The following is a 22,930-nucleotide window of genomic DNA, read 5'->3' as shown; positions in this document are numbered from 1 at the left end:
CGAAATAACCATAAACCCAAGCATTGAGGCAAAGACACACTTTAATTAATATTCCTACCACCACCTAGCCCTTTTTGAACAGGAGGATGAAAAAAGAAGCTGCAACAAAAGGTCCGGGTAGACGCCAAACCTCCTCTTGATGCAGCTTCTTTTGTATATCTACTCGCTTTGCACAGCGAATTCATAATAACTTTAAGCCTTGCGAAGCATTTGTCTCTCGCTTAGCTGTGAAAGCATATCCTTCGTCATGGCCTTCAGGTCGTAGCGAGCATGAAATCCCCATTCTGTTTTCGCTGCCGTTGCATCAATGGAATGCGGCCAGCTATCGGCAATCGCCTGTCTCTTCGGATCAACGTCATAATCGAGGGTAAAGCCGGGAAGCTCATCCCGAATCGCTGCAGCGATCGCCTCCGGATCCACGCTCATTGCGGTCACATTAAATGAATTTCGGTGTACCAACCGGTATGAATCCGCTTCCATCAAATCGATGATAGCGTTCAGGGCATCCGGCATATACATCATGTCCATGTTTGAGTCCTTGGCGATATACGATGTATACCGGCCAGCCGTCACGGCTGCGTAATAAATTTCCACGGCGTAATCCGTCGTTCCTCCGCCGGGAGGCGTCATATGAGATATCAAACCCGGGAATCTCAGCCCCCTAGTATCCAGGCCGTATTTGTGAAAATAATAATCACAAAGCAGTTCGCCGGACACTTTGTTCACGCCGTACATCGTATTGGGCCTCTGGATCGTATCTTGAGGGGTATTGTCTTTCGGAGTCAAAGGACCAAAAGATCCAATGGAGCTTGGAGTGAAAAATTGGCAGCCGAGCTCTCTGGATATCTCAAGTGCATTCATCAATCCACCCATATTCAAATTCCAGGCAAGCAGCGGTTTCTCCTCTGCGGTAGCCGACAGCAGCGCAGCCAGATGGATGACGGTATCAACGTCGTACTGCTTGGCGATTTCGAACATCGCCTTATCATTCGTCACGTCCAGCAGCTCGAATGGCCCCGATCGGGTAATTTCGTGGGCTGATGACCTGAGATCCGTAGCAACGACGTGATCCGCACCATAAATTTCACGTAATTTAACAACTAACTCAGAACCGATTTGGCCCAGTGCTCCGGTCACCAAAATCTTGTTCATAAGACATTCCTCCCGAAATGTAATCCCGCGAATGAGCTAAATCAGCTTCATTTCCTTGCCAACTTTCTCATACACGGAGATCACTTGGTCGAGCATCTCCTTGGTATGGGCAGCTGTTGGCATGTTGCGTATTCTTCCGGTTCCTTTCGGAACCGTCGGAAACAGGATTGCCTTGGCGTAAACGCCTTCTTCATAAAGCCGTTTACTGAACTGTTGGGTGGTTACTTCATCGCCAATGATACAAGGTGTGATCGGCGTTTCGCTTTGGCCTACATCATATCCAAGCCGACTCAAGCCATTTTTCAAATCATTGCCGTTCTCCCACAGCTTCTCGATCAGCTCTTTGTCATTCATCAAAATGTCGACAGAAGCGCTGCAAGAAGCGATTGCAGCAGGAGGTAGCGATGTCGAAAACAGAAACGGACGGCTTCTCAGCTTCAACCATTCGATCAGTTGTTTTTTACCCGCCACATAACCGCCGACAACGCCAATCGCCTTGGAAAGAGTACCAATTTGAAAGTCAATGCGGTCGGACAATCCAAAATGCTTCACGGTTCCCGCACCTGCTCCGAGAACGCCCGAACCGTGGGCATCATCCACATAAGTAATCAGATCGAATTCTTCTGCTATTTTCACGATTTCAGGCAGCTTTGCTATATCACCATCCATGGAGAATACCCCGTCGGTGATGACCATAATTTTATGGTACTGACCGGATTCCTTGGCTTCTTTCGCCTGCTGTCTTAAATCATTCATATCCGAATGCTTAAAGCGAATCACCTTGGCTTTCGACAGGCGGCAGCCATCAATAATCGAAGCGTGGTTCAGCTCATCTGATAAAATCGCATCATGCTGGTCCATTACCGCGGATATAGCAGCCATATTACAGTTAAATCCCGATTGATACACGATAACGGCTTCCGTTTTTTTGAAACGGGCCAGTTTTTCTTCAAGCTCAATATGAAGATCCATCGTACCATTAATTGTTCTCACAGCCCCTGCGCCTGCCCCGTATGTCTGCGACGCCTTAACTGAAGCATCAATCAGGCGGTAATCTGTTGCCAGTCCCAAATAGTTATTGGAAGACAAATTGATTAGGGACTTTCCGTCGATACGAATAACTGGACCATTTGCACCCTGCAGCGTATCGATGACGTTATATAGACCTTTAGTTTTTAGATCTTCGATGTTCGAACTTAAAAATTGGTCCAATGCTTGACTTGACATTCCATTCCCTCCTCAACATACGCATGTCCTTGTACAGGAGACATATAATTCTCCGGGAAAAACCTGTTATAAAAAGGGTTAGATTGATTTTAATGTATCATCTTTTTATTTTTTTGTACACATGTGGCGGACAAAAAATAAAAAAAACCGCAAAAAAATATAGCGATTGCTTCCCCTATTCTTGGAAGCAATCGCTACTAAATCTTTGCTTATATCTTTTGCAGCTCGGTAGTTTGCGATACCATGCCGATTAGATACACGACTAATCGGTAATAGGAATAGGTTCTTGTCCCTCGACACTTCTTCTAGATGATAAAACTCAATTGAGCTTGATAAAGAATTTTTTCATAAATATTTTATTGCTATGTTTGGGAAACTGTTATCTCTTATTTGTTCAATTAGGTTCCATTGAGGTACACTTACTTATACACTTCTTTCTCCTGCAATTCTCAATCAATAAAAAAGGTTGCACTAAATTGAGCTACAATCTTTTCTAATATCCAGAATAATGCGTTCTTATCAATCTCCCCTTCACTTCTCGTTTGATTACTAACGATTTGGTCTGCAAAATATTCTAAATGATCTCTTATGATTAATGGTCCTCTTTAAATAAAAAATTATGTTGATCCAATTTACGTTTAAGTGACACAATTGATCCTCCTATCAAAAAAGCAGCCCCGTCAGGAGCTGCCTTATCTTGTAATCTTATCTGTTTCCGCTAACACGCCAGCTTACTCAGCACCTGGATAAGGATTGATCTTCTGGATCGTTCCGTCTTCGTTGTATTTCAGCTCGGAATATTTAACGCAGCGCTTGTGGTTGACGCCTTCCGACAGGGAGCTGTCGTGATAGAACAGATACCACTTGTCTTCAACTTGCACAATGGAGTGGTGGGTTGTCCAGCCGATAACCGGAGAGAGAATCTCGCCCTTGAACGTGAATGGTCCCATCGGGTTCTTGCCGATCGCATATACGAGCTTATGCGTGGTTCCTGTAGAGTAGGACAGGTAGTAATAGCCGTTATATTTATGCATCCATGGGCCTTCAAAATATCTCCGGTCCTCGTCCCCGGCCAGAATCGGATTCCCGTCTTCATCGACAATCGATATCTCGGCAGGCTTGTCCTGGAAGGACAGCATGTCGTCGCTAAGCAATGCAACTTGCGGTCCAAGCGCCGGTTGGTCAGGAGCAGGTCCTTCTGCATCTGGCACGAAGCTGCCGGTCTGCCATTTCTCCAGCTGGCCGCCCCAGAGTCCGCCGAAATAGATGTATGACTGATTGTCGTCATCCACCAGTACGGCCGGATCGATACTGAAGCTACCTTCCATATAAGTCGGCTGCGGCTTGAACGGGCCTGCCGGAGACTCTGATGTTGCCACACCCAGACGGAAGATGCCGTCATGATCCCGTGCCGGGAAGAACAGGTAATAGGTATTGTTTTTATAAGCCGCATCCGGTGCCCAGAGCTGCTTGGAGGCCCACGGAATATCTCTCAGATGCAGCGCTTCGCCGTGATCGACCACAGGGGAATCGAAGTTGTTCATCGAGAGGACATGATAGTCTTCCATTTTATACTGGTCGCCGTTATCGTTGCTCGGCTCGTCATGATCGAGGTCATGGGAAGGATAGATATAGATTTTCCCCTCGTAGACATGGACGGACGGGTCCGCAGTGAAGATGTGGGTAACAAGCGGCTGGTGGGGCTTAGGTAGTTGTTGTTGTTTCATAAGGCATCTCCTTTGGTATTGTAATTGTTCTCCTTCAGTTTCTAGCGTGAAGCAAGCGTTTACAATTTCTAATATTATTGTACAAGCCCCGCTTGTTCTTTCCTATACACATACTAAAGGTCTTCCCCCGAAAAAATGTACAATTCCCGCCTAGCCCATTAGGCTGAATATATACACCAATTTCTCACATTTTGCTTACCTGATCACTGGCCGTGACGTAGGACAAGAAAACCGCCAGAGCAAAAACTATAACAAACTGACGTTGGTGGAATACCGACGCCAATTTGCAGCCTAGGGGCTTTTATAATGTCTACTAAATGGAGCCTTTACAAGTGATCGTAGGGGTCATTTTCAAGCATGTTCGGTCAGCTTCGGAACTAATAGAAACACTAATATCCCCTGCCCTCTGGATCCTTTGGGGTTATTTTACACGTAAATCATTTTGTAACGTTAGTTCCCAATGTTCATCCACAAGGTCTTGCCCCCACATGAATTGCTCATTTGCTTCAGTTAGCTTGAATCCGAATTTACTATATAATCTTCGAGCTGTTTTCAGTTGGCTTACCGTTTCTAAAGATATTTTTTCATATTGCGTTTGTTGGCAATAATTAATTAATGTTTGTATTAATTTCGTTCCTACACCTTTTCCGCGAAAAGACGTATCAATAATGAACCATCTTAATAGAGCTGTTTTATCATCTTTTTTGACTAAACCTATGCATCCAGCGAATTCCCCATCTATTTCTGCAATCCATATCTTTTCAATTTCTGCTTCAAAAGTATTTCGGAGATACGCTAAAAATTTTTCATCAAATCCACAGTTGTCTGTATAGAATTCTCTTTGTTTCTCAATCATTATCTTCTTATCATCGTCTGTATAATGATCTCGTATAGTAACAACCGATTCATCTTCATCATATTGTTTGGTTAATATATTTTCAATTTTCACCATTGAATCCAAAAGTTTTTGTTGATCTCTCAAACTAATATCTTCGAAAAGCTTCAATATTTGTTGGTTGGCTTTATTTTCTAGACTTTGATAAACATCTTTTCCTTCTGGGGTCAAATGGAGGAAGAAAACACGACTATCATTTTCGCATTTTTCCTTATAGATAATATTTTTATTTTCAAAACTTTTTAATACTCTACTGACATATCCCTTATCTAATTTTAATTCTTCTTGTAATACTCTTGCTGTACAAGAATTTATTTTATTTATTTCATATAACATTCTAATCTCTGGTAAAGATAAAGAATCATCATACACATGTTGATTAAAGAAAGATTGGTAGTTAAGATAAAAACGATTGAATTTTCTGATTCCGCTGACTAAAGAAAGATTAGGTTGTGGCATGATAAAAACTCCTACAAATTAAATTAGTTGATAAAATCAACTTGTTGAAAATTATAAGTGATTTAGTTGATTTCATCAACTATTTTTCGAAGTTTTTTAAACCTTCTAGCTTAACCTACAAAAGACCATCTTGAATCATTAATTGCAACATTTTTTTCAAGGCAAAAAAGACAGGATATCCGACATTATTTTTTAGAAATAAAATTGGAAGCTGCCCGTCTGGTCAACGAAGAACATATGAGCATTTGTGTTCCGCGGAGATGTAACCACGGCTGCATCCTTACGTTTTCTCTCGTCCGGGTGCTCTCCGATAATTGTTAGGTTGATTAAATACGGATTCAGTATATTGCCAAATGCAAACGTGCGGCGGAACCTCGCCCTCTTCGTTCTATTCTAAAACTTTAATATCATTATTAAACCGATTTTATTCATATACCTAAATCAAATAAACTGGCGTCGTTACTCTATCGACGTCAGTTTGTTTGATTTAGGCTGGGGCCTCTAACTGTTAAACATCAAAAAGTTTTCTCTACTTCGTTTTAAAATCGTTCTTACTGCACGAATCTCCTTAGAATTTCAGATAAACCACGACATTGAGAAGCTGGTATCTTGATCATTATCGAGCCATTAGTGCCAGACGTTCTGCTGCTCCTCCGCCCCCAGTTAGTCGAGCAGTCTTTGGCACATTTAAATAAATCAACAAAGCTTATGACTGAGACAAAATTCCTTTTACAAACAATGAGACACTGTGCTTGTAGAAATCTTCCTCGGTGACGAGTTGGGACTGATATTGCCGGTGAATCAGCTCGCTCATCTGAAATCCGTAGCACATCGAGAGAAAAGACATGGCGGCAAGGCGCTCATCCTGTCTGGCTATAACTTTTTTCTTCTGCAGGCGTTCAAAATATTCAACCAGCAAGGAGTGCAGCTTTACCGGCGGATCGGCCAGCACTCTGTCCAATTCGGGAAACATTCCTTTGTCGCGGATGCCAATCAAAATGATGTCCGCATTTTTATGAAAAAACAATCGGTACTGCTGACTTACATTCATCAGATCGACTTCCGGATTGTCGGTCGCGTCCTCTTTTAACAGCTTCTCAAATTGCGGGATATCCGAATGTCTTTCAATGATGGCTTCCAATATGCCTTGCTTGCTTCCGAATTGCCGGAAAATCGTAGATTCATTGACTTTAGCTTCAGTTGCAATGGCTTTGGTGCTTACTCCCCGATAGCCATTCTTTTTGATGAGCCGTGTCGCGGCTTCAATGATTCTGTCTGAAGTTTGCATTGTATTTCTCCTTTTGCATATGTTAAACCTATTCTACTACAAGTTTTGCAGATGAAGCAGATTCAGAGTTCATCATTTTCATAAACGTTTTTTTAAGGTAAATCGCTTCTTTTTTCCCAGCGGCTTGGTTCCGTAATCTTGACATGATCAGGCACCAATTGCGTGAGCGTGCCTAATTTATCAAATGTAATCTGGATTCGGTCAGAGGGCAACAGCCATTCTTCGGTCTCGATTGCGCAGCAATCCGGTATCGTCCCCATTCCTATAATCGTGCCCGGTAGTGGCGTAAAAACTTTGAGAACCTCCTCCATCACTTTTGCAGGGTGTGCAGCATACTCGGATGTGCTTCCCTTCCAGTGCAGTCTCTCCCCGATGCGTACATCCACATCCAATGCCAGCGGGTCGTCGATTTCATCCGGCGTTACCAGAAATGGTCCTATTCCTTTGCTGCGATCGAAATCTTTGCAGCGCGTCGGTCCGGTCATCGCCTGGAAATCCGGCCACTGCACATCGCGGACAGTACTGTCGTTAAAAATAACATAACCTGCAATGCAATTCCCCTTCCCTGTTACAAAGGCCAGCTCCGGCTCGATATCCAGGTATGAAGAGTATGATGGCCAATGAATCGTATCCCCATCGCCAATTAATGCATTATGGTTACACTTGTAATAACTGAAATTCACTTTATTCGGATCTTGCTGGAATTTTTCGGCGATTTTCCGTTTAAGTTCTTCTCTTTCCGGCCCTGTATATTCTCTTTGCAGCAGATTTACGCCAGCATTTCTCAGATGTCTTGGGGTCAGCCCGAAATCGATAAGCGCAGCCGGATTCGGAACCGGCGGTAGCAGGTTTACCGCTGCAATCGGGCAGATTTCATTTTCATTGAATTGGTGGGACTGTCCGATAACATATTGCAATAATTCCTTAGCGGCATCATAGCTAGCCGGCAAATCACGAAGATAGCTGCCCATACTTTCAAGACTGTCAACGAATGTTCCCTGCTTTTTCATGATTGCGGCAAAAGACACGACAAATTTCTCGTTAATTACAAGCCCAAAAAAAGGTTCTTGCGATGTATTGGTTTGAAAGGTTACTAGTTTCATGGTTAAGCGCCTCCATCCATGTAGTGTGATGTTCGATTACTATCATATTGCATAGAACTATTGCATGCAAGTACATGCTTGCATCTTTATTTTCCAATCTCTATAATAATGGCATATTCAGTACGCCTCACCCCAAAACATATACGCAAAGGAGAATTTTTATGAAGTATGGACGTATTATTCAAAAACCTCGTGTTAAATTTTTTGAAGTCGCAGATGATGTCTTTGCCGGTATTTCGCCGTATCGCGGGATCAGTTGGGCCAATGCCGGGTTCATCAACAAAGGTGAGGGGTTGGTGTATGACACGTTTTTCGATTTGTTCCATGCGCGGGAAATGCGGGAGGCTTTTAAGGAAGTAAGCAACGGCGGCTCTCCCGCATATGTGGTGAACTCGCACTATAATAGCGACCATGCCTGGGGAAACAAAGTGTTTGAAGATGCTTGCATTATTATGCACAAGGAAGCGTCCAGAGAGCGTCTTACCGAAAATATCGCCTGGATGGACAGCGTCATCAGAAGAGGAAAGGATTCTCCGGAATCGACTTCGGGCGAGCGGTTTTTTGCAGCGGAATTTGAAGGTTTCGATCTGGCAGGCGTAGAATGGGTGCTCCCGAATATTGAGATAAGGGACGATATTAATATCCGTCTTGGCGATACGGAAGTCATGATTTACAACGTTGCTCCGGCCCACTCTGACAGTGACTTGCTGCTGTGGATGCCAAAAGAAAAAGTGCTGTTCGCCGGCGATGTCGTGTTTAACGGGTGTACGGCATACAGCGAAGAGGGAACCCTCAATTGGGTTAAAGTGCTTGACCGCATTATTGATGAAATTAAACCCGAAATTGTTATTCCAGGACATGGCGCCATCTGCGGCCTGGACTTCGTGAAGGAGCAGAGAGACTACCTCCTGAACCTGATTAGCGAGTTCAACAAGCATTACAATGACGAAATTGATGCCTTGTCCCTGACCAAGCAAATTGATATTTCCCGCTTCCTTCATTGGATTCAGCCAGAACGCTTGTATGTTACAGTGGACATCCTATTGAAAAGTAAACGAGGGTTACCACCCCTTCCAATTTGGAACGAGGTGCCTGCTAAGCTGGAAGACATGAAAGCTTTTCTGGCCGGAAAATATGGTAATCAAATCAAGCCATGGGACCCTATGAGTGTTTGGCAAGAATGAATGGCAATTTGAAGCTAGCCTACGAAAAACAAAAATCGGCCCTGTCGCAAACGATGCGAACAGCGGCCGTTTTTTTGAATTGTTCCACGGAATTAAAATTGGTGCTTAGAAACCGAATTTTGAACAACTGCTTCTTTCATTTTCCGATAATTTAATAACACAAAGATCTATCAATAATTTAAAGCAGTTTTTAAAGATGTTACTATTATATGATAGAGTACCTAAGGTGCTTTCACCCAATATGGTAATCGGTACAAGTTCTTGTCATTGGCTTGGGACAAGAACTTGTACCGATAAAATAAAATGCCACTATATTAGCGAGTTCAATGGGACCATGTTCTTTTCCCTCGACATCTGCTGAATGTTAGGAGCACGAGTTCATTGTCGTTGCGCTCGTTCTTGATCCATGTATTCTTTACGTCGACCTCGCCTTGTTCCCGGTGTTTTCGCATCCAGCGCTTCATTCGTCCCGGGTCATGAATTCCCAAATGTTCATTGATCTTTCGGTAAGTCTACCCCTCAACCGTATGCAGACGAATATCCTCTTTTTTTATCTTTCTCCGAATACGTTTTAAACTTTTGTCCTTTAATCGCCATAAAAAATGCACCCCATAGAATTTCATCGGCAAACCCAGGGTTTTTCCAATGTATATTCTATGGGGTGCACTTCACATTGTCAGCTGCTTTTTTAGTTGTATTGAGCTATCGTTTCACGTTAGTTTAACCTTGCAACCTCGGAACAAGGTTAAACTGATTTAATTGAGATTGGGGTTTACTACTAATATGCTAAACAGAGCGAAATACAGATCTATTCAGACCATGTGCAACTTCTAAGACTGGTCGCTACAAACTTGTTTTGATTGATTTAACATTTCCCGTTAGGGCAACGAGTTGTACTCTAACTTGTCATCAATCCTTAATAAAGTACTCATTTACCAACACTATCAAGCCAATAACAAACAATATAACACCCACAATGAACGGGAAACCCAAAGATAAACTCTGTACCACTTCATAATCATACTGTTTTGCACCGAAGATTGCATACCATAACTTTGATCCGCTCCAAGCAGTGATACTTGGGACATATAAAGCAGCAGCCAGTATAATAGCTAAAGATATCAATGACCCCGTAAACAATAATATTCCACCTATTAATACCTTCTTCATTAAAAGTCCTCCAGTCAGCTTTTGGGTTCCATAGGATAGCTGTGGATTTAACCTTGAACTTCTTCGAATAACTCTCTGAGCATCCGATCCTTGTTATTCACAAACTCTTTCATAATCATATAATGGTCGGTTTCTTCCAATACTTGGACTTCGATACCATCCGGCTTTAGATTGTAAATAATCGAATCTGGATATGCCATAAGGATTGGGGAATGGGTCGCAATTATAAATTGAGAGTTTTGCAAAACAAGTTCATGGATTCGTGTCAGCATCGCCATTTGGCGAAGGGAGACAGTGCAGCCTCAGGCTCATCCAGTATATATAATCCATTCTCCCCGAACCGATGAATGAACGTGGAAAAGAACGACTCTCCGTGCGATTGCTCATGCAAGGACTTGCCACCATACGAATCTTTAATAGGGCGAATAGGGCGACCGAATGAAGGCTGGCTGTCCAACTCATCGATCGTCGTGGCTAAATTATAATAACTTTCTGCCCGGAAGAAGAAGCCATCCCTCGGGCGTCGCGGACCTCTGATCAATTGTATATATTCATACTACGATATAGGTTACCTTGGGGTGGAAATCAAGAGAATTTAGGTTTCGAATAACCGCCAAATCAAAGGGGTAACGATTATAGGCGGGTACTTGTTGCCTCTTAAGCTGAATTTGTCGTAAATAGGGATGCTGTATATTAATATAGTTCACTCCCTTTTAAGCCTTTGATCGTTATGCTTACCTTTATTGGGAAACGCTGACTCATGTTAGTCTCACCCTTTATTTTACTCCATCAAACAAATAATACCATATACCGAAACTAACCTGTCCGTAAATCGTTATCCGGTAAACATTCACCTCTCCCCACTGCTTTGATCTAAACCTTAAATTTCTCTCGCATAAAACATCCACAGTGCAAAAAATACGATTAAAACAAATAATAAGCAAGTTAGTAAGGTGTAGAATATCAAGGGATTAAAGAAACCGGCGATCACGGAGGCGACGCCCAGACCAATGAGAATGATTGCTGTGCTGAGTGTGCCGGCTCTCTGGAGTATCATTATACTCCGCTCGTCATTCTCCTCAATATACTGCTTCTTCAGCTCGGCTTCATTTTTACTGGCTTTTATATACCTGACTAGGAAAAAAGCGATGGCCACTTCAACCCCGATAAAAGCACCTGTGTGAAATCCCTTTATAAAACTAGGTAAATCGGGTAGTCCACCTCGGTAAAATATAAGTCCTACATAGATCAATAGGGTAGCAGCAGCTACCAGTGACAGTACGTTTTTACGAGTATTTACTTTAATCTTGTATTTGTCCATTTACATTTCCTCCACTTCGCTGAAATCAAAAACATCTTCAATGGCGAGTCCAAAAAAATTGGCAATTTTGTAAGCAAGAATAAGGGAAGCCGTATATTTTCCTCTTTCAAGAGAGGTAATGGTTTGCCGGGTAACACCAACAATTCGTCCCAGCTCTTCCTGTGACAGCTTATGTTGCTTACGCAGTTCTGCAATTCTTGTCTTCAAGTGATCACATCCTTGCAATGTTTACTTTGCATTTTTAGCATAGTTCACTTTGCATTATGTGTCAAGTTCACTTTGCATTACTACTTACATCTGAATGCAAACCAAGCCAAGCCCCTCTTTGTAAAAGGAGGGCTTGGCTCGGTTGATTTTGTTTATATAAGATGCCAGAAGAGTGTACTTTAACAGAGCAAATGGTTAAAGCGATTGGTGTTACCCCTATAGAAACGTATGTAGGCCGTGACTTAATGTTTGTATTGGAAAGTGAAAAAGCGGTTCAAACCGCTACACCTGATCTCTGGAACCATAGATGGTATACTCGTACACTATTTATTCGGGTCTCGGTGCCACTTATCATCTCCCATTATTCTATCAACAATATGATGAGCTTCCCAAGCAGCCGCCATCTCTAACCCTTCACATTCTTCGCGAGTAGAAGGTCTAATCTCTCCCAAATGATATATTTCATACCCTCCTGATATCCTATCAATAATACAGGCAGGTGGGGGCCACGCCTCTTCTTCATCCGGGAACGGACGATTCTCAACGACCGGCCAATCACCTGATTTCAGTACATCATCATATACACCCACGATAAATTGGTATTCCTCTTCTTGAGGTATCTCTTCTATCGTGTCACTTATCACATTATAGATTGCAATGCTGGCATCTTTAAGCCTTCTCCCAAAGGCAAACTTAGCGTTAGGCAGAGGTATAGCGTAGATATCACCCAATTTTATTCGTTTACGTCTCGTATTTTTCACGGTTTTCCAAACTCCTTCGTTGAGGCTTTGATATACTTACTGTACTTCTTATTTATGGTGGTTATCATCCCTTTTAGCGATGTTTTCTAAAGACGTGCCTTTTCCACTTGTTCGCCCAGTATAAACAGTACCCGTAGTTCATTACATTCGACCGTCCCCGGTCGGTTGATATTCTGGGAATGGCCATTATCAATCCTGTTAGTATTTTTCAAGTTCTGTCTTTAAATCCTCAATTAGTATATCGACTTCTAATACAGCAGAATCAGCATTATTTAAGAATATTGAAGGTTTAAAACCCTCTTTTTTTAAAATGGGTAGAAAATCGTCTATGAACTCGTACAAATCCATACTTTTACTTGAGTAAATTTCCCAACCATCAGTTGCACAGTATTCCGCGAATTCTTTCTTAGGCCAAAATGGAAGTAATTTATTACCTTTATCATCTTCAGTAACTGACCAAGCATTCTCATAAAGCCCCCACACTTCTTCTGAATCCACTACTTTTTTGATGAAGTATTCATAACGAATATTTGCAGGGAGATTGATGACTGATTCAAATTCTTTCTGATTCATATTTCCTCCTAATGATGTATCTTATTTTTCCATTATTATTGTATCTATGTTGCGTCTAGGAATCATTTTCTGGTTATCCAGGTAACCAGTATGTTACCTATGTTCATGTCCTTGGACAAGAGTTGCAGCCGATGAACTAAATTATCAAGTCTAAATTTAAACGACCGATTCCCAGGTAGAAATATTGGGAATCGGTCGTAAGCCTAGTTTAAAGTATGAGATTTCAGGTTCTTCGGTTTGCCCGGCATCTGTTCGATCTGATCTTCATTCGCCGTATCGGAAATTGCAAATTACTGTTCTTTATACACGCGTACATAATCCACTTGCATAGTCGCAGGGATATCGGAGGCGTTCGGAGTACGACCACCGTCAAAGTTTCCGCCGATTGCCAAGTTCATAATAAGGTAGAACGGCTCATCGAAAGGTGCATTCGGATTATTCGGTGCAGCTGCGGAATACCACTGCTCGTTAGTGACTTTATAGAAAAATTTGCCGTCCACATACCATTTAATGTTGTCCTCTTCCCAGACTACCGAATATACATGATAATCATTGGCAAAAGTTTGCCCCGCCGGGAAGTGATAATCGCCGCCCGAATACTGGTTTCCGGGCCATTGTCCACCAAAGTGTATGGTACCGCTTACTGATCCAGGCAGACGGCCTCTCGCTTCCATAACATCAATTTCACCTGATGCAGCCCAAGTGCCGTATACCGAGTCTTGTGGAAGCATCCACAGTGCTGGCCATACACCATCACCTGTAGGAAGCTTGGCACGAAAATCGACTCTGCCGTATTTCAAGGACAGTTTATCCTTGGTGTTAATCTTTCCTGAAGAATACTGCGCATACCGATTCGGATCCTGCGGGAAAGATTTGCTGTCGTTCATGGCTTTGATATTCAGCTTACCGTCCTGTACATATACATTTTGAGTGCTGTTTGTGTAGTGCTGCAGTTCTGCATTTCCCCATCCCCAAGTACCGGGATCGTTATTGAGATAATATCCTGTTTCATAGTTCCATTTACTTGTATCCAGCGTAGTTCCGTTGAATTCATCCTGCCAAATGAGATTCATGCCCGCGATTGCCGGGTCGGTTGGTGTTCCGATGGAGATATCCTCTTGATCGGATACATCCGGACGCGGAGCATTTGGATTACCGATGAAGGTATAGTTGACGAAGTTGTTGCCAATATTGCCACCCGCCTGCCCGTTCAGTGGATAGCCGATACGAATCTGCATATTCTCTTGGATCGGCTGGAACCACAGACCATAGACGTAATCGGCCCAGTACCCGAACTGATTGGCATCAGACATATTGTTGTACCCATTACCGGAGTATGAAAATTTGCTCTGGCTGGAGTTACTCAAATCAACCCATTGCCCATTGATGTTAATTTGATATACAAAGTTACCGAGTTCCTTGGCGATGGGCGCTCCCCCATCAATTTTCGGAAGCGGAACCCCGATGGAACCATTTGCATCTGCTGTGAAGGTTGTTCCTTCGTATGGCGTAATGACATATGAATTTCTTGTAGGTTCATTAAACGTAATGGTATAAACAAGATTAGCCGAAGAAGTCTTTGATTCCAATTTGACATTGATCGACTCCGTTACATTAAACCAGTACCCACCGCCGCCATCCGTGAATTGGCCAAAATTTTGATCGTAGATCCAGCCGCTGGCTGCGTTATTGTCAATATCAATCCAGGTGCTGCTGTTTACAGGTTTGACATACACCTTCAAATCATCCGCAACAGCTTCATAAGTGACCGCAGGATTATTGTTGAACGTTGGATATGTAAAGCCTGCACCGCCTGTGAAACTTGCTGTGATTTGTGGACCTTGTGTCGCATTCATCGCTGTGATGGTTGTTTTGTTGATGTTTTGGAATACAAGTTGATACTCCAGCTTAACACCATTCGCTTTGGAGTACAGTTGAATCTCGGTTGTTGCGGAGAGGGTAAACCAATAGCCATTGAAGCCGCCATCGCTCCAGTGCCCCCAGTTTTGGTTATAGATATAACCGCCTGCCTGGTCGATATCAACCCAGTTGTTGCCCACTTTAACATTAACGCCTACATCACTGTAAACATCATTCCATGTCGCGGAGCCTCCATTGAACTTAGGCATAACAAATCCGTAGCTGGCCTTGCCAACCCCAGATTTTGAAATAACAGGCCCGTCTGCTGGTGAGAAGTACTCCATTGAGGTTACAGTAGTTCCCGCTGCCTGAACCTTTGAAGTTGGCAGTATGCCAATACTAGCCAGCATCACAACCACAAGGAACATACCGAGCACCTTTTTCATAAACCGTTTCGCCGTAAAGTGAGATGGTTTCATAATTGCCCTCCTTTAATAGAATAATAGCTTCTCCCAATCCATGTGCATTTAGGAAATCGCTTACATGAAGGGATATCTTTATTCTATCGAATAGGTTAATTTGCTGAAAAGGTACAATTGTTTTTGTGGTATCCCATTTTTTTGGCTTTTGATTCAATCTGCCTTCTGCCGCATCATCTGTCGGTACTCTGTGGGTTGGATCTGCATCACAAGTCGGAACGCGCGTGTAAAGCTTTTGTAGCTTTCATAGCCAACCATAGCAGCCACCTCCACAATTTTATGGTCGGTTTCGGCGAGAAGCCGCCGCGCTTTATCCAGACGCACATCTCGTAGGTATTCAGCAAAACCTTTACCAATATTCTTCTTAAACAGATTTGAAAAATAAGCATAATTAAGCGATATATGATTGGATACCATCGCGAGGTCCAGCGGTTTGTGGTAACTCTCGTGTATAAAACGAATGGCTTCATTTAGATCCTGCGAATGGCGATAGCTGCACTTATAGTCATAATATAACTGATTTAGCCGAAGCAGCTGCTGTTGCAGTGCTTGTATATACTCACGCATCCCTGGATAATCAAAGAGGTTACGCAATGATTCAAGGTCAAGCTTTTCTTCCCCCATATAAGGGCGGATAACCCGTTCGTATTCCTCCATCATCTGAATAGTGGCGGCGCAGAGCTGTTGAGTATAGCGAATGGGATAACGTTGCAGCACCTTTTTGTGAAATATTGCAGAAATACCCTTCGTTATTGTTCCACTGTTATCTGTTCCAACCGACTGGAACAGTTCATATAAGTCTTCATAGGGAAGTTGCCACTGCTGTTCCATATGCTCAATATGCGCTGGGAAGATACTGGACTGATCAGGAAACAGGTAACTGTGCCGATAGAGCTCAAGCACTTGGTTATAGCTGTCGGGAAGTTCTTTTAACCCCTGAATCGGGTTCGTCATGGCCGTTATGGCATCGATCTTTCCTTCCTTGAGCGCTGCAGGCAAAACACTTGGATCTATGGACGCATCCACCGCAAGAATCAGGTATGGGCGATGTTGCAGGCAAATACAACCTTGTTTGCCAAACACACGATAAGCAATGGCTTCCATGCTATGGGCGCTGCTGGCTCCGGGCTGGTTCATGCAAACTTCTTCCCGCAGCAGGGCTAGGCGATAATTACGCCATAACGCATCATTTTGTTCCTCAATCTGAAGAATCCATGCGTCATCACTTAACGCACCTTGCATAAACATTCTTAATTCTTTACGATCGGTCTCTTGGGCGAGACGGGATACACGCTGCATATTATGCGTAAGTGCCTGCCGTGTCTGGATCTCTTGCCATACATGCTCCAGGGAATGTTGCAGATCCTCTCGCTTCAAAGGTTTGAGCAAGTAGCCCTTTGCCCCAAGCCCGATAGCTTTTTGGGCATATGTAAAATCACTATAACCGCTGATAATGAGGTATTCCACATCCATGTATTCCTCTTTGGATTGAGCCATGAGTGCCAACCCATCCATATCGGGCATCATAATATCGGTAATAACGATGTGAATGCAATGCTGCCGCAATAGGCCCAGCGCCTCAATCCCGCTCGCGGCACAGTATATGTTGTTCAGCTCCAGAGGAAATTGATGCAGCATGGCCTGCAGGCCGTCACGAATGTGTTTTTGATCGTCCACAATCAGGATATTAATCATGCTCTACCACCCTCCAAGATTTACATTTTCCCAAGGCAAGCGTATCGTTACGCAGGTATATGCACCTTGCACACTATCAATCCAAAGACCGCAATTCTTGCCATAATGAAGCTGCAATCGCTTATTCACGTTTTCCAAACCAAGTCCGCTCCTGCTAGTAACCATCGGTGTATCCGATTCGCTCCGCAGTACTGCCTGAAGACGGTGTAACATCTCAGGCTCTAACCCCTTTCCGTCATCTCTTATGTTAATGAAAAGCAGACTGTCATTCTCCACAGAAAAGGTAATCTCTATAGTTACCCTGCCGCCTGAAGGCGCCCCGTGATGAACTGCATTTTCAACGATGGGCTGCATACACATCTTGGGAATGGCGTAGCGAAGTATCTCCTGAGGAAGATCCGCCGTCATAACGATACTGCCGCCTTCCATAAAGTTGATAAATTCAATATAACTTTGGATATTGGCAAGCTCCTCACGAAAAGCAACGGTATCGCTACGCCACTGCATGCTGTAACGTAGTTGGGAGCCCAACGACACCAATGAATTGGCTATAGCAGGCTGCCTCTGTACCTCTGCCACCATACGGATCGATTCCAGGGCGTTATATAAAAAATGAGAATTAATCTGCGAATGCAAGGAGTGCAATTGTGCGTTTTTGGCAATTAACTGTTTATCCACGACCTGTGTCATTAGACGTTTGACCTCTTGTAACATTTTATTGTAATTCACCGCCACCTCATCGATTTCATCCCCTCTTTCGTTCTCATCAAGGCCTGTATCAATCATTGCATCCAGCTCGCCTTTCCGTACCTGACGCATGGATACCAATACGCTGTCCAACCGCCGGAAAATACGCCGCGTCGTTTGGGATACGAGTAGCATAATCAGCAGCAATACACATAATGTAATCGTTACCACAAATGCATACCAACTGCGCGGCCCCTTCATCAATGCCTGATGGGAAGCAATATCAACCACATAAGTGTTCAACGGAGCGATGTATCGATACAATGCATAGAAGCTCTGATCTCCCACCTTAACCTGAAGCGGGCTTTCCTGCGGCAATATATCCAGCTGGCGATGAATACTGCCAAGGATCTCCTCCATCCCCTGCCCGTACTTCTCAGAAAACTCATGCTGGGGATTGTAAACATACTGCGGAGGATCGCTTGCGTTCATCAACACCGAAAAGAAGTTCCCCTTGCTCTCCTGGAGCAGGTCGCTGAAAAACATGCTGTGCGGGACTCGCACTTCCATAATACTAGGGCGTTTTTGTTCCTGCCCTTGAAGGCGAACAAGACGATAGTAGGATAAAGTGTGTTCACCATCCCTAAAAGAAAATAAACGGTAAGCCGCACCACCTTCGTCCCGAAGCTTTACCCAATAATCCTGCGGCCAAAATTTCTTATAATGATAGATTTCAGGCCAGATTTCATACAAGTTTGGGTTATCGACGTAAAAGCTAAGCTCACTGATCATCGCATTGCTTTGAATGATATTAAGCATTTGCTCAAACTGGTTTTGCTTGAACTTCACCAGACGTAGTCCATCCACAAGCATATTGGAATGAATAAAATCCACAAATGATTTCTGAGTGAGGGCTGTATTAGAAGCGTTCTCAATCATGTCCATTCTTCTGCGCAATTGTTCATTCAGCCATGTAACGTGGCTGTTGCCCGTTGCCATAGCATCCTTATATAGCTGGGTTTCTTGCATGCGGATATATACAAAGGATATCAAAATAACAGGTATGGCAATCATCAAGCTAAATGCCAGAAACAGCTTTTGGGATATACGGGCATTACGATAAAGCTTCCTCAATCTCGTTAGCAGGTATTTCATTCTGAAGTATTCACCACCTTTGTTATACCATATATTACTAGTTATCCAATAGTTAACAATGTAGTAGGGAGTGGTTATCTGGCTATCTTGGCTTTTCGCAGTTCCAGTTCAGCTTGGCGATATTCCATCACCTGGTTAAAGCCGTAGTTCACACGACGTATCAGAAAATTCTCAAAAATTTTGTCAAAGGCAGCTTCATCCTTCGCTGTAATCAGTTCTGGCAGCACTTCTTCCCAATTCTGAGAAATACGTGACCAGGCTAACGCTATATCGGAATCACCTACAGGATCTAGTCCCTTATAGATGCCGCTGTCCAGATCGGCCTGTTGGTTGGCGAACTCTTCCATTTGCTTAATGGATGGAGCATTCTCAGGTCTCCACTTGTTAACAAAAGCAGGGTTTCGCAGCATCCAGTAGGTATCCATAATGCCATATTCCTTTTCCAGCCGCTCCCTATCCGTGTCATGCAACTGGACCATTGCCTCCGTCAACTGCGGTTTGCCGTTTTTCATCACCCAAGTTTCACCTTCTTTGCCCAAAAATAAATCCCGTTGGCCTTCTTCACTGGCCAGATAGGTCAAAAATCGGATGGCTCGTTCAGGGTTTTCCGTGGATCTGCTAATCATCGTAACCATCCAGCCATCCATACTGCCGGGAAACAGTTTGGCGGATTCTCCCCTGCTGCTCCGGGGTCCATCTACAGCAATATAGGTTGAACTCTGATTCGTAAGGAATTCCAATTTCGAATTGAGGTCCGATATGTCTGTCCATTCCCGGATCATCATAAAATATTGGGCATGGTTGGTTTTTTCCTGCACCTGTGCACTGGAGTCGACCAGAAAATCAACATTAATCAGTCCCTGCTCGTAAGCGGTACGAAATGTTTTCAGCCACTCGATATAATCGGGATCTGTCATTCGGTCGTATACTTTACCGTTCTGTTCATGGGGGATCGCAAGCAGATTTTGCAAATATTCGGTCATCCCATAGGATGCATTCCCCTGTGCCCAAAACGGACTGATCAGCTGGCCTTTATAAACAGAATATTGATTCTTCAACAATTGCAATGCATTTAGAAAACCTTTCGGTGTGGTAAGGTCCGGTTTGCCCATCGACTCATACAGATCTTTACGTACAAGAAAGGTTTGGTTCGCTCCCGTCAAGCCGGTTGAACGCATCTGTTCGGGACTGTACGCATCATTGGGGATGACATAGGTATGGCCGTCTTCCTGTTGATACCATTGTAGAGCACCATCACCTGCTACCTTGTAAAAGTAAGGATCATACTGGTTGGCTAGCTCATCCAGGGCATAGATGAGCTTACTCTCCCGAAGTTTGTTAACCGCACTCTCCCAGGAGCCGATGGTTATCAAATCCGGCAGACTACCGGTTGTCAACATCCGTGATAACATCTCGCTTGGTTCACCAGTGGATACTTCAAATTCGATATTGACCCCTGTTTTTTGGGTGACATATTTGGAAGTCAGGCTCTCACCCCAAGTGTGCCCGTACCATTCGGCTCCAACGAACCACGTTAGATTCACGGGGGTGGTATCCAGCTTCCATGCCGGTTCTTCCAGATTCAGATTAAGGCTCTGTATCTGCTCCGTGAAGTCAGCCTTTGTCGAAGCACCCTTATCTTCCGATTGATCTGGCTCAGAACAAGCAGCCAAGCCTGACATCAGGCATATCATCAACAAGTTTAAAATAAAAAGACTTCGAAACATGAACATCTAAGCGCCTCCTTCCTATACTGACGATCTCCAATCCCTATCTGCATCAGCATTCATACGAGTGGTGGTACAACTGATTTTACTACCCTTGGATTAAAATGGAAATGGTTTAATAGTCGATTCGCAGATGATCCGCAACATTCCCCCTAACTAAACATAACTTGTAATAAATCAATGGATTCAGTGATCCGGATCAGAAGTTTGACTGCTTTCTCCGGATCTCCCGGCTGGTTATTGTCATATGCACTCACGGCTGACACCTGAGCCTTACGCTGCTCTTTGTAGTCTTCTATGGGGTTCACGAAGTTTACACCGAACGAACCCTTTGAAAGAAAGTTAGTGCGGAAATAACCTGGCTGACATGTATGCCAAAAGGCTGAACAATCTCTGCCAGCGCTTCACTCATTCCATCCACCGCAAACTTGGTAGCCGCATAGATCGAGCTTCCCCCAAAGTCAAAGAAGCCTGCCGTCGAGAAATTAATAATGTGTCCCGTTCTCTGCTGCCTTTGCTGAGACAAAGCCCGACTGACCACATTAAAGGTGCGGAAGACATTCGTCTCGAAATTCCGGCGTTCATATTCACCATTGCTAAACTCGGCAAGCTCGATATCCTTGTGAACAACGCCGGCATCGCGATCCAGGACCAGATGGTAGACGACCTCAACCTGGACGAACAAAAATACAATCAACAGTGGCAAGTCAATGTCATGGGATCGATCGCCGTTACCCGTGCGGCGGCACCAAAGCTAAAGGACGGCAGACGTATTATTATTGTCGGTTCCTTGCTAGGTGATTACATACCCTTCAAGGGGCACTGACTATGCGGGATTGAAAGCGGAGCTCGCCGGACCACATGCAGGCTACATCACTGGTGAAACCATCAACATTGCTGGAGGGCTCGGAATCTAAAATCTTCAGAAGCAAGGGCTGTGCGTGGGAGTGAATCTATAACTACATCGCTTTTGTTTAGATAAACATCTAATCGGTAATTGGTACAAGAACTTGTACCGATAAAATAAAAAAAGCCACTAAAATAGCGACTTCAATGGGATCATGTTCCTGTCCCTCGACAACTTTTCTGAAAATATATGTAGCGCTCTCCGTACTCGCTCGTAATTGAGAATCGATCAATCGATATAACGATTATCGTATATTTTCTCCGACAATGGCTTGAAGAAGCAATAATGCACGATAAAATCTAGGTAAAAACCAAATCGCCGCAAACTTGCGGCGATTTGGTTTGGTTTATAACGTGACCTCTAGCTATTTTACTGCGCATCGGCTTCCCTCTGCAGCTCTAAAGAACCCTGTTGGGATGAAGTGCACGGGCCATTGCATCCATGTAACCCTGAACAGCGCGATGACTCACTTCTGTTTCTGGAGCAAGAATTTCGAAAAGGTGGAAACAACCTGGATAGAGGTGAAATTCTACATCCACACCTGCTTGTGCTAGTCGTGCCACGTACTCCATCGTCTCATCCCGGAATAGATCGAGCTGACCTACACAAGTATAGGCTGGCGGCAATCCGGCCAAGTTCTCTGCTCTCGAAGGTACTGCATAAGAAGAACTTCCATTGACATCGTTCTCCTCACCAAGGTACATATTCCAAGCAGCCACGTTGTCCGTTCGGTTCCAGACTGAACCCTCTTCTGTAATCTCATGACTAGATGGCGTGATGTTGCGATTATCTAACATCGGGTACAATGGCATTTGGAAAATAATAGACGGACCTCCTTTATCACGTGCCATCAGCGCGAGTGCTGCTGTCAGCCCTCCACCACCGCTAGCACCGGCAATCGCAACCCGATTCACATCAATGCCAAGCATTGCTGCTTCCTCCGTCATCCATACCAATCCAGCAAAACAATCTTCAATCCCCGCAGGATATGGATGCTCAGGAGCGAGCCTATAATCGACTGATACGACAATACATTCTGCTGTCTGAACAAAACGTTCGCACAATTTGTCGTCCATATCGGGATGTCCTAACACGTACCCACCCCCATGAATCCATAACATGGCTGGTAGTAAATCATTCGTTCGATCGGCAGGTTCATATATTTTGACCAGCATATCACCTCCAACTCTCGGAATTTTCCGGCTAGTTGTGTTTACATGCTCTGAATTTTTCACCGATGCAGCCGATACTAAGTTTCTGCTCCACTCTAAATTTTTCTCCAACTCAAACCCTGGAAATTGTGAATAAACCTCTCTTAATTCTGGTAATATACGTGTCTCAATACTCATGATA

20 protein-coding genes and 1 pseudogene are annotated in these 22,930 nt (G+C 43.8%); 2 read left to right on the top strand and 19 right to left on the bottom strand.

The features are described 5' to 3' along the window. Positions 1-192: 192 nt before the first annotated feature. The 6 genes from MKY87_RS01980 to MKY87_RS01955 all read right to left on the bottom strand — a co-directional run bounded on the left by MKY87_RS01980 (position 193) and on the right by MKY87_RS01955 (position 7,851). Positions 193-1,152, bottom strand: a complete 960-nt coding sequence (locus MKY87_RS01980) for an NAD-dependent epimerase/dehydratase family protein (RefSeq protein ID WP_340962677.1) — start codon at positions 1,150-1,152, stop codon at positions 193-195. 36 nt (positions 1,153-1,188) lie between these two features. Continuing rightward, positions 1,189-2,379 carry a glycine C-acetyltransferase gene (locus tag MKY87_RS01975; protein ID WP_340962676.1) on the bottom strand — a complete coding sequence of 397 codons (1,191 nt, stop codon included), beginning with the start codon at positions 2,377-2,379 and terminating at the stop codon, positions 1,189-1,191. Positions 2,380-3,110: 731 nt separating this feature from the next. Then, the gene (locus MKY87_RS01970) at positions 3,111-4,106 is read right to left on the bottom strand and encodes a glycoside hydrolase family 43 protein (protein WP_340962675.1); all 996 of its coding nucleotides are present in this window, start codon (positions 4,104-4,106) and stop codon (positions 3,111-3,113) included. A gap of 421 nt (positions 4,107-4,527) precedes the next feature. After that, positions 4,528-5,460 (bottom strand): bifunctional helix-turn-helix transcriptional regulator/GNAT family N-acetyltransferase, encoded by a 933-nt coding sequence (locus MKY87_RS01965; RefSeq protein ID WP_340962674.1) that lies wholly within the window; start codon positions 5,458-5,460, stop codon positions 4,528-4,530. A gap of 706 nt (positions 5,461-6,166) precedes the next feature. Continuing rightward, entirely contained in the window at positions 6,167-6,748 is a 582-nt protein-coding gene (locus MKY87_RS01960) for a TetR/AcrR family transcriptional regulator (RefSeq protein WP_340962673.1), read from the bottom strand. Positions 6,749-6,840: 92 nt separating this feature from the next. Then, entirely contained in the window at positions 6,841-7,851 is a 1,011-nt protein-coding gene (locus tag MKY87_RS01955; protein ID WP_340962672.1) for a fumarylacetoacetate hydrolase family protein, read from the bottom strand. Positions 7,852-8,012: 161 nt separating this feature from the next. Here MKY87_RS01955 and MKY87_RS01950 point away from each other — a divergent pair, with 161 nt between their 5' ends. Then, positions 8,013-9,035: an MBL fold metallo-hydrolase gene (locus MKY87_RS01950; protein WP_340962671.1), complete on the top strand. Its 1,023-nt coding sequence runs from the start codon at positions 8,013-8,015 to the stop codon at positions 9,033-9,035. Positions 9,036-9,944: 909 nt separating this feature from the next. Here the strand turns inward: MKY87_RS01950 and MKY87_RS01945 are convergent. The 12 genes and pseudogenes from MKY87_RS01945 to MKY87_RS01890 all read right to left on the bottom strand — a co-directional run bounded on the left by MKY87_RS01945 (position 9,945) and on the right by MKY87_RS01890 (position 21,376). Then, the gene (locus MKY87_RS01945) at positions 9,945-10,205 is read right to left on the bottom strand and encodes a hypothetical protein (RefSeq protein ID WP_340962669.1); all 261 of its coding nucleotides are present in this window, start codon (positions 10,203-10,205) and stop codon (positions 9,945-9,947) included. A 47-nt stretch (positions 10,206-10,252) separates the two neighbouring features. Then, a pseudogene (locus MKY87_RS01940) lies at positions 10,253-10,912 on the bottom strand (AAA family ATPase). A 173-nt stretch (positions 10,913-11,085) separates the two neighbouring features. Then, positions 11,086-11,526, bottom strand: a complete 441-nt coding sequence (locus MKY87_RS01935; protein WP_339783534.1) for a hypothetical protein — start codon at positions 11,524-11,526, stop codon at positions 11,086-11,088. Continuing rightward, entirely contained in the window at positions 11,527-11,733 is a 207-nt protein-coding gene (locus MKY87_RS01930; protein WP_036613900.1) for a helix-turn-helix transcriptional regulator, read from the bottom strand. Positions 11,734-12,056: 323 nt separating this feature from the next. Further along, positions 12,057-12,494 (bottom strand): Imm26 family immunity protein, encoded by a 438-nt coding sequence (locus MKY87_RS01925; RefSeq protein ID WP_340962666.1) that lies wholly within the window; start codon positions 12,492-12,494, stop codon positions 12,057-12,059. A 198-nt stretch (positions 12,495-12,692) separates the two neighbouring features. Continuing rightward, the gene (locus tag MKY87_RS01920) at positions 12,693-13,067 is read right to left on the bottom strand and encodes a DUF2750 domain-containing protein (protein WP_340962665.1); all 375 of its coding nucleotides are present in this window, start codon (positions 13,065-13,067) and stop codon (positions 12,693-12,695) included. Between the two features lie 290 nt (positions 13,068-13,357). After that, positions 13,358-15,406 (bottom strand): glycoside hydrolase family 16 protein, encoded by a 2,049-nt coding sequence (locus MKY87_RS01915; RefSeq protein ID WP_340962664.1) that lies wholly within the window; start codon positions 15,404-15,406, stop codon positions 13,358-13,360. 153 nt (positions 15,407-15,559) lie between these two features. After that, complete coding sequence (locus MKY87_RS01910) at positions 15,560-17,101, bottom strand: response regulator transcription factor (protein WP_340962663.1); 1,542 nt, start codon at positions 17,099-17,101, stop codon at positions 15,560-15,562. Positions 17,102-17,104: 3 nt separating this feature from the next. Next, positions 17,105-18,922 (bottom strand): sensor histidine kinase, encoded by a 1,818-nt coding sequence (locus MKY87_RS01905; RefSeq protein ID WP_340962662.1) that lies wholly within the window; start codon positions 18,920-18,922, stop codon positions 17,105-17,107. A gap of 95 nt (positions 18,923-19,017) precedes the next feature. Beyond that, the gene (locus MKY87_RS01900) at positions 19,018-20,676 is read right to left on the bottom strand and encodes an extracellular solute-binding protein (RefSeq protein ID WP_340962661.1); all 1,659 of its coding nucleotides are present in this window, start codon (positions 20,674-20,676) and stop codon (positions 19,018-19,020) included. A 146-nt stretch (positions 20,677-20,822) separates the two neighbouring features. Beyond that, on the bottom strand, positions 20,823-20,978 hold the full coding sequence (locus MKY87_RS01895; protein ID WP_340962660.1) for a hypothetical protein: 156 nt from the start codon (positions 20,976-20,978) through the stop codon (positions 20,823-20,825). Between the two features lie 5 nt (positions 20,979-20,983). Then, a complete protein-coding gene (locus tag MKY87_RS01890) occupies positions 20,984-21,376 on the bottom strand; it encodes an SDR family NAD(P)-dependent oxidoreductase (protein ID WP_340962659.1) in 393 nt (130 codons plus the stop codon). On the opposite strand from MKY87_RS01890, the gene MKY87_RS30710 reads away from it, so the two are divergent. Continuing rightward, positions 21,293-21,496 (top strand): SDR family NAD(P)-dependent oxidoreductase, encoded by a 204-nt coding sequence (locus MKY87_RS30710; RefSeq protein WP_445669406.1) that lies wholly within the window; start codon positions 21,293-21,295, stop codon positions 21,494-21,496. The two genes, MKY87_RS01890 and MKY87_RS30710, sit on opposite strands and share 84 nt — an antisense overlap. A gap of 479 nt (positions 21,497-21,975) precedes the next feature. Here the strand turns inward: MKY87_RS30710 and MKY87_RS01885 are convergent, their stop codons facing one another. Next, the gene (locus MKY87_RS01885) at positions 21,976-22,926 is read right to left on the bottom strand and encodes an alpha/beta hydrolase (protein WP_340962658.1); all 951 of its coding nucleotides are present in this window, start codon (positions 22,924-22,926) and stop codon (positions 21,976-21,978) included. Positions 22,927-22,930: the final 4 nt, after the last annotated feature.

This window comes from Paenibacillus sp. FSL R7-0198 (assembly GCF_038000415.1).
In the GTDB taxonomy this organism is placed as follows: domain Bacteria; phylum Bacillota; class Bacilli; order Paenibacillales; family Paenibacillaceae; genus Paenibacillus.
Note: the sequence above shows the minus strand (reverse complement) of the source record. Positions and strands in the feature narration are given on the sequence as shown.

What these genes read in the sequence shown, in the direction of transcription:
- MKY87_RS01980 (WP_340962677.1), bottom strand. Translation starts at nt 1,152, where the DNA reads ATGAACAAGATTTTGGTGACCGGAGCACTGGGCCAAATCGGTTCTGAG.
- MKY87_RS01975 (WP_340962676.1), bottom strand. Translation starts at nt 2,379, where the DNA reads ATGTCAAGTCAAGCATTGGACCAATTTTTAAGTTCGAACATCGAAGAT.
- MKY87_RS01970 (WP_340962675.1), bottom strand. Translation starts at nt 4,106, where the DNA reads ATGAAACAACAACAACTACCTAAGCCCCACCAGCCGCTTGTTACCCAC.
- MKY87_RS01965 (WP_340962674.1), bottom strand. Translation starts at nt 5,460, where the DNA reads ATGCCACAACCTAATCTTTCTTTAGTCAGCGGAATCAGAAAATTCAAT.
- MKY87_RS01960 (WP_340962673.1), bottom strand. Translation starts at nt 6,748, where the DNA reads ATGCAAACTTCAGACAGAATCATTGAAGCCGCGACACGGCTCATCAAA.
- MKY87_RS01955 (WP_340962672.1), bottom strand. Translation starts at nt 7,851, where the DNA reads ATGAAACTAGTAACCTTTCAAACCAATACATCGCAAGAACCTTTTTTT.
- MKY87_RS01950 (WP_340962671.1), top strand. Translation starts at nt 8,013, where the DNA reads ATGAAGTATGGACGTATTATTCAAAAACCTCGTGTTAAATTTTTTGAA.
- MKY87_RS01945 (WP_340962669.1), bottom strand. Translation starts at nt 10,205, where the DNA reads ATGAAGAAGGTATTAATAGGTGGAATATTATTGTTTACGGGGTCATTG.
- MKY87_RS01935 (WP_339783534.1), bottom strand. Translation starts at nt 11,526, where the DNA reads ATGGACAAATACAAGATTAAAGTAAATACTCGTAAAAACGTACTGTCA.
- MKY87_RS01920 (WP_340962665.1), bottom strand. Translation starts at nt 13,067, where the DNA reads ATGAATCAGAAAGAATTTGAATCAGTCATCAATCTCCCTGCAAATATT.
- MKY87_RS01915 (WP_340962664.1), bottom strand. Translation starts at nt 15,406, where the DNA reads ATGAAACCATCTCACTTTACGGCGAAACGGTTTATGAAAAAGGTGCTC.
- MKY87_RS01910 (WP_340962663.1), bottom strand. Translation starts at nt 17,101, where the DNA reads ATGATTAATATCCTGATTGTGGACGATCAAAAACACATTCGTGACGGC.
- MKY87_RS01900 (WP_340962661.1), bottom strand. Translation starts at nt 20,676, where the DNA reads ATGTTCATGTTTCGAAGTCTTTTTATTTTAAACTTGTTGATGATATGC.
- MKY87_RS01885 (WP_340962658.1), bottom strand. Translation starts at nt 22,926, where the DNA reads ATGAGTATTGAGACACGTATATTACCAGAATTAAGAGAGGTTTATTCA.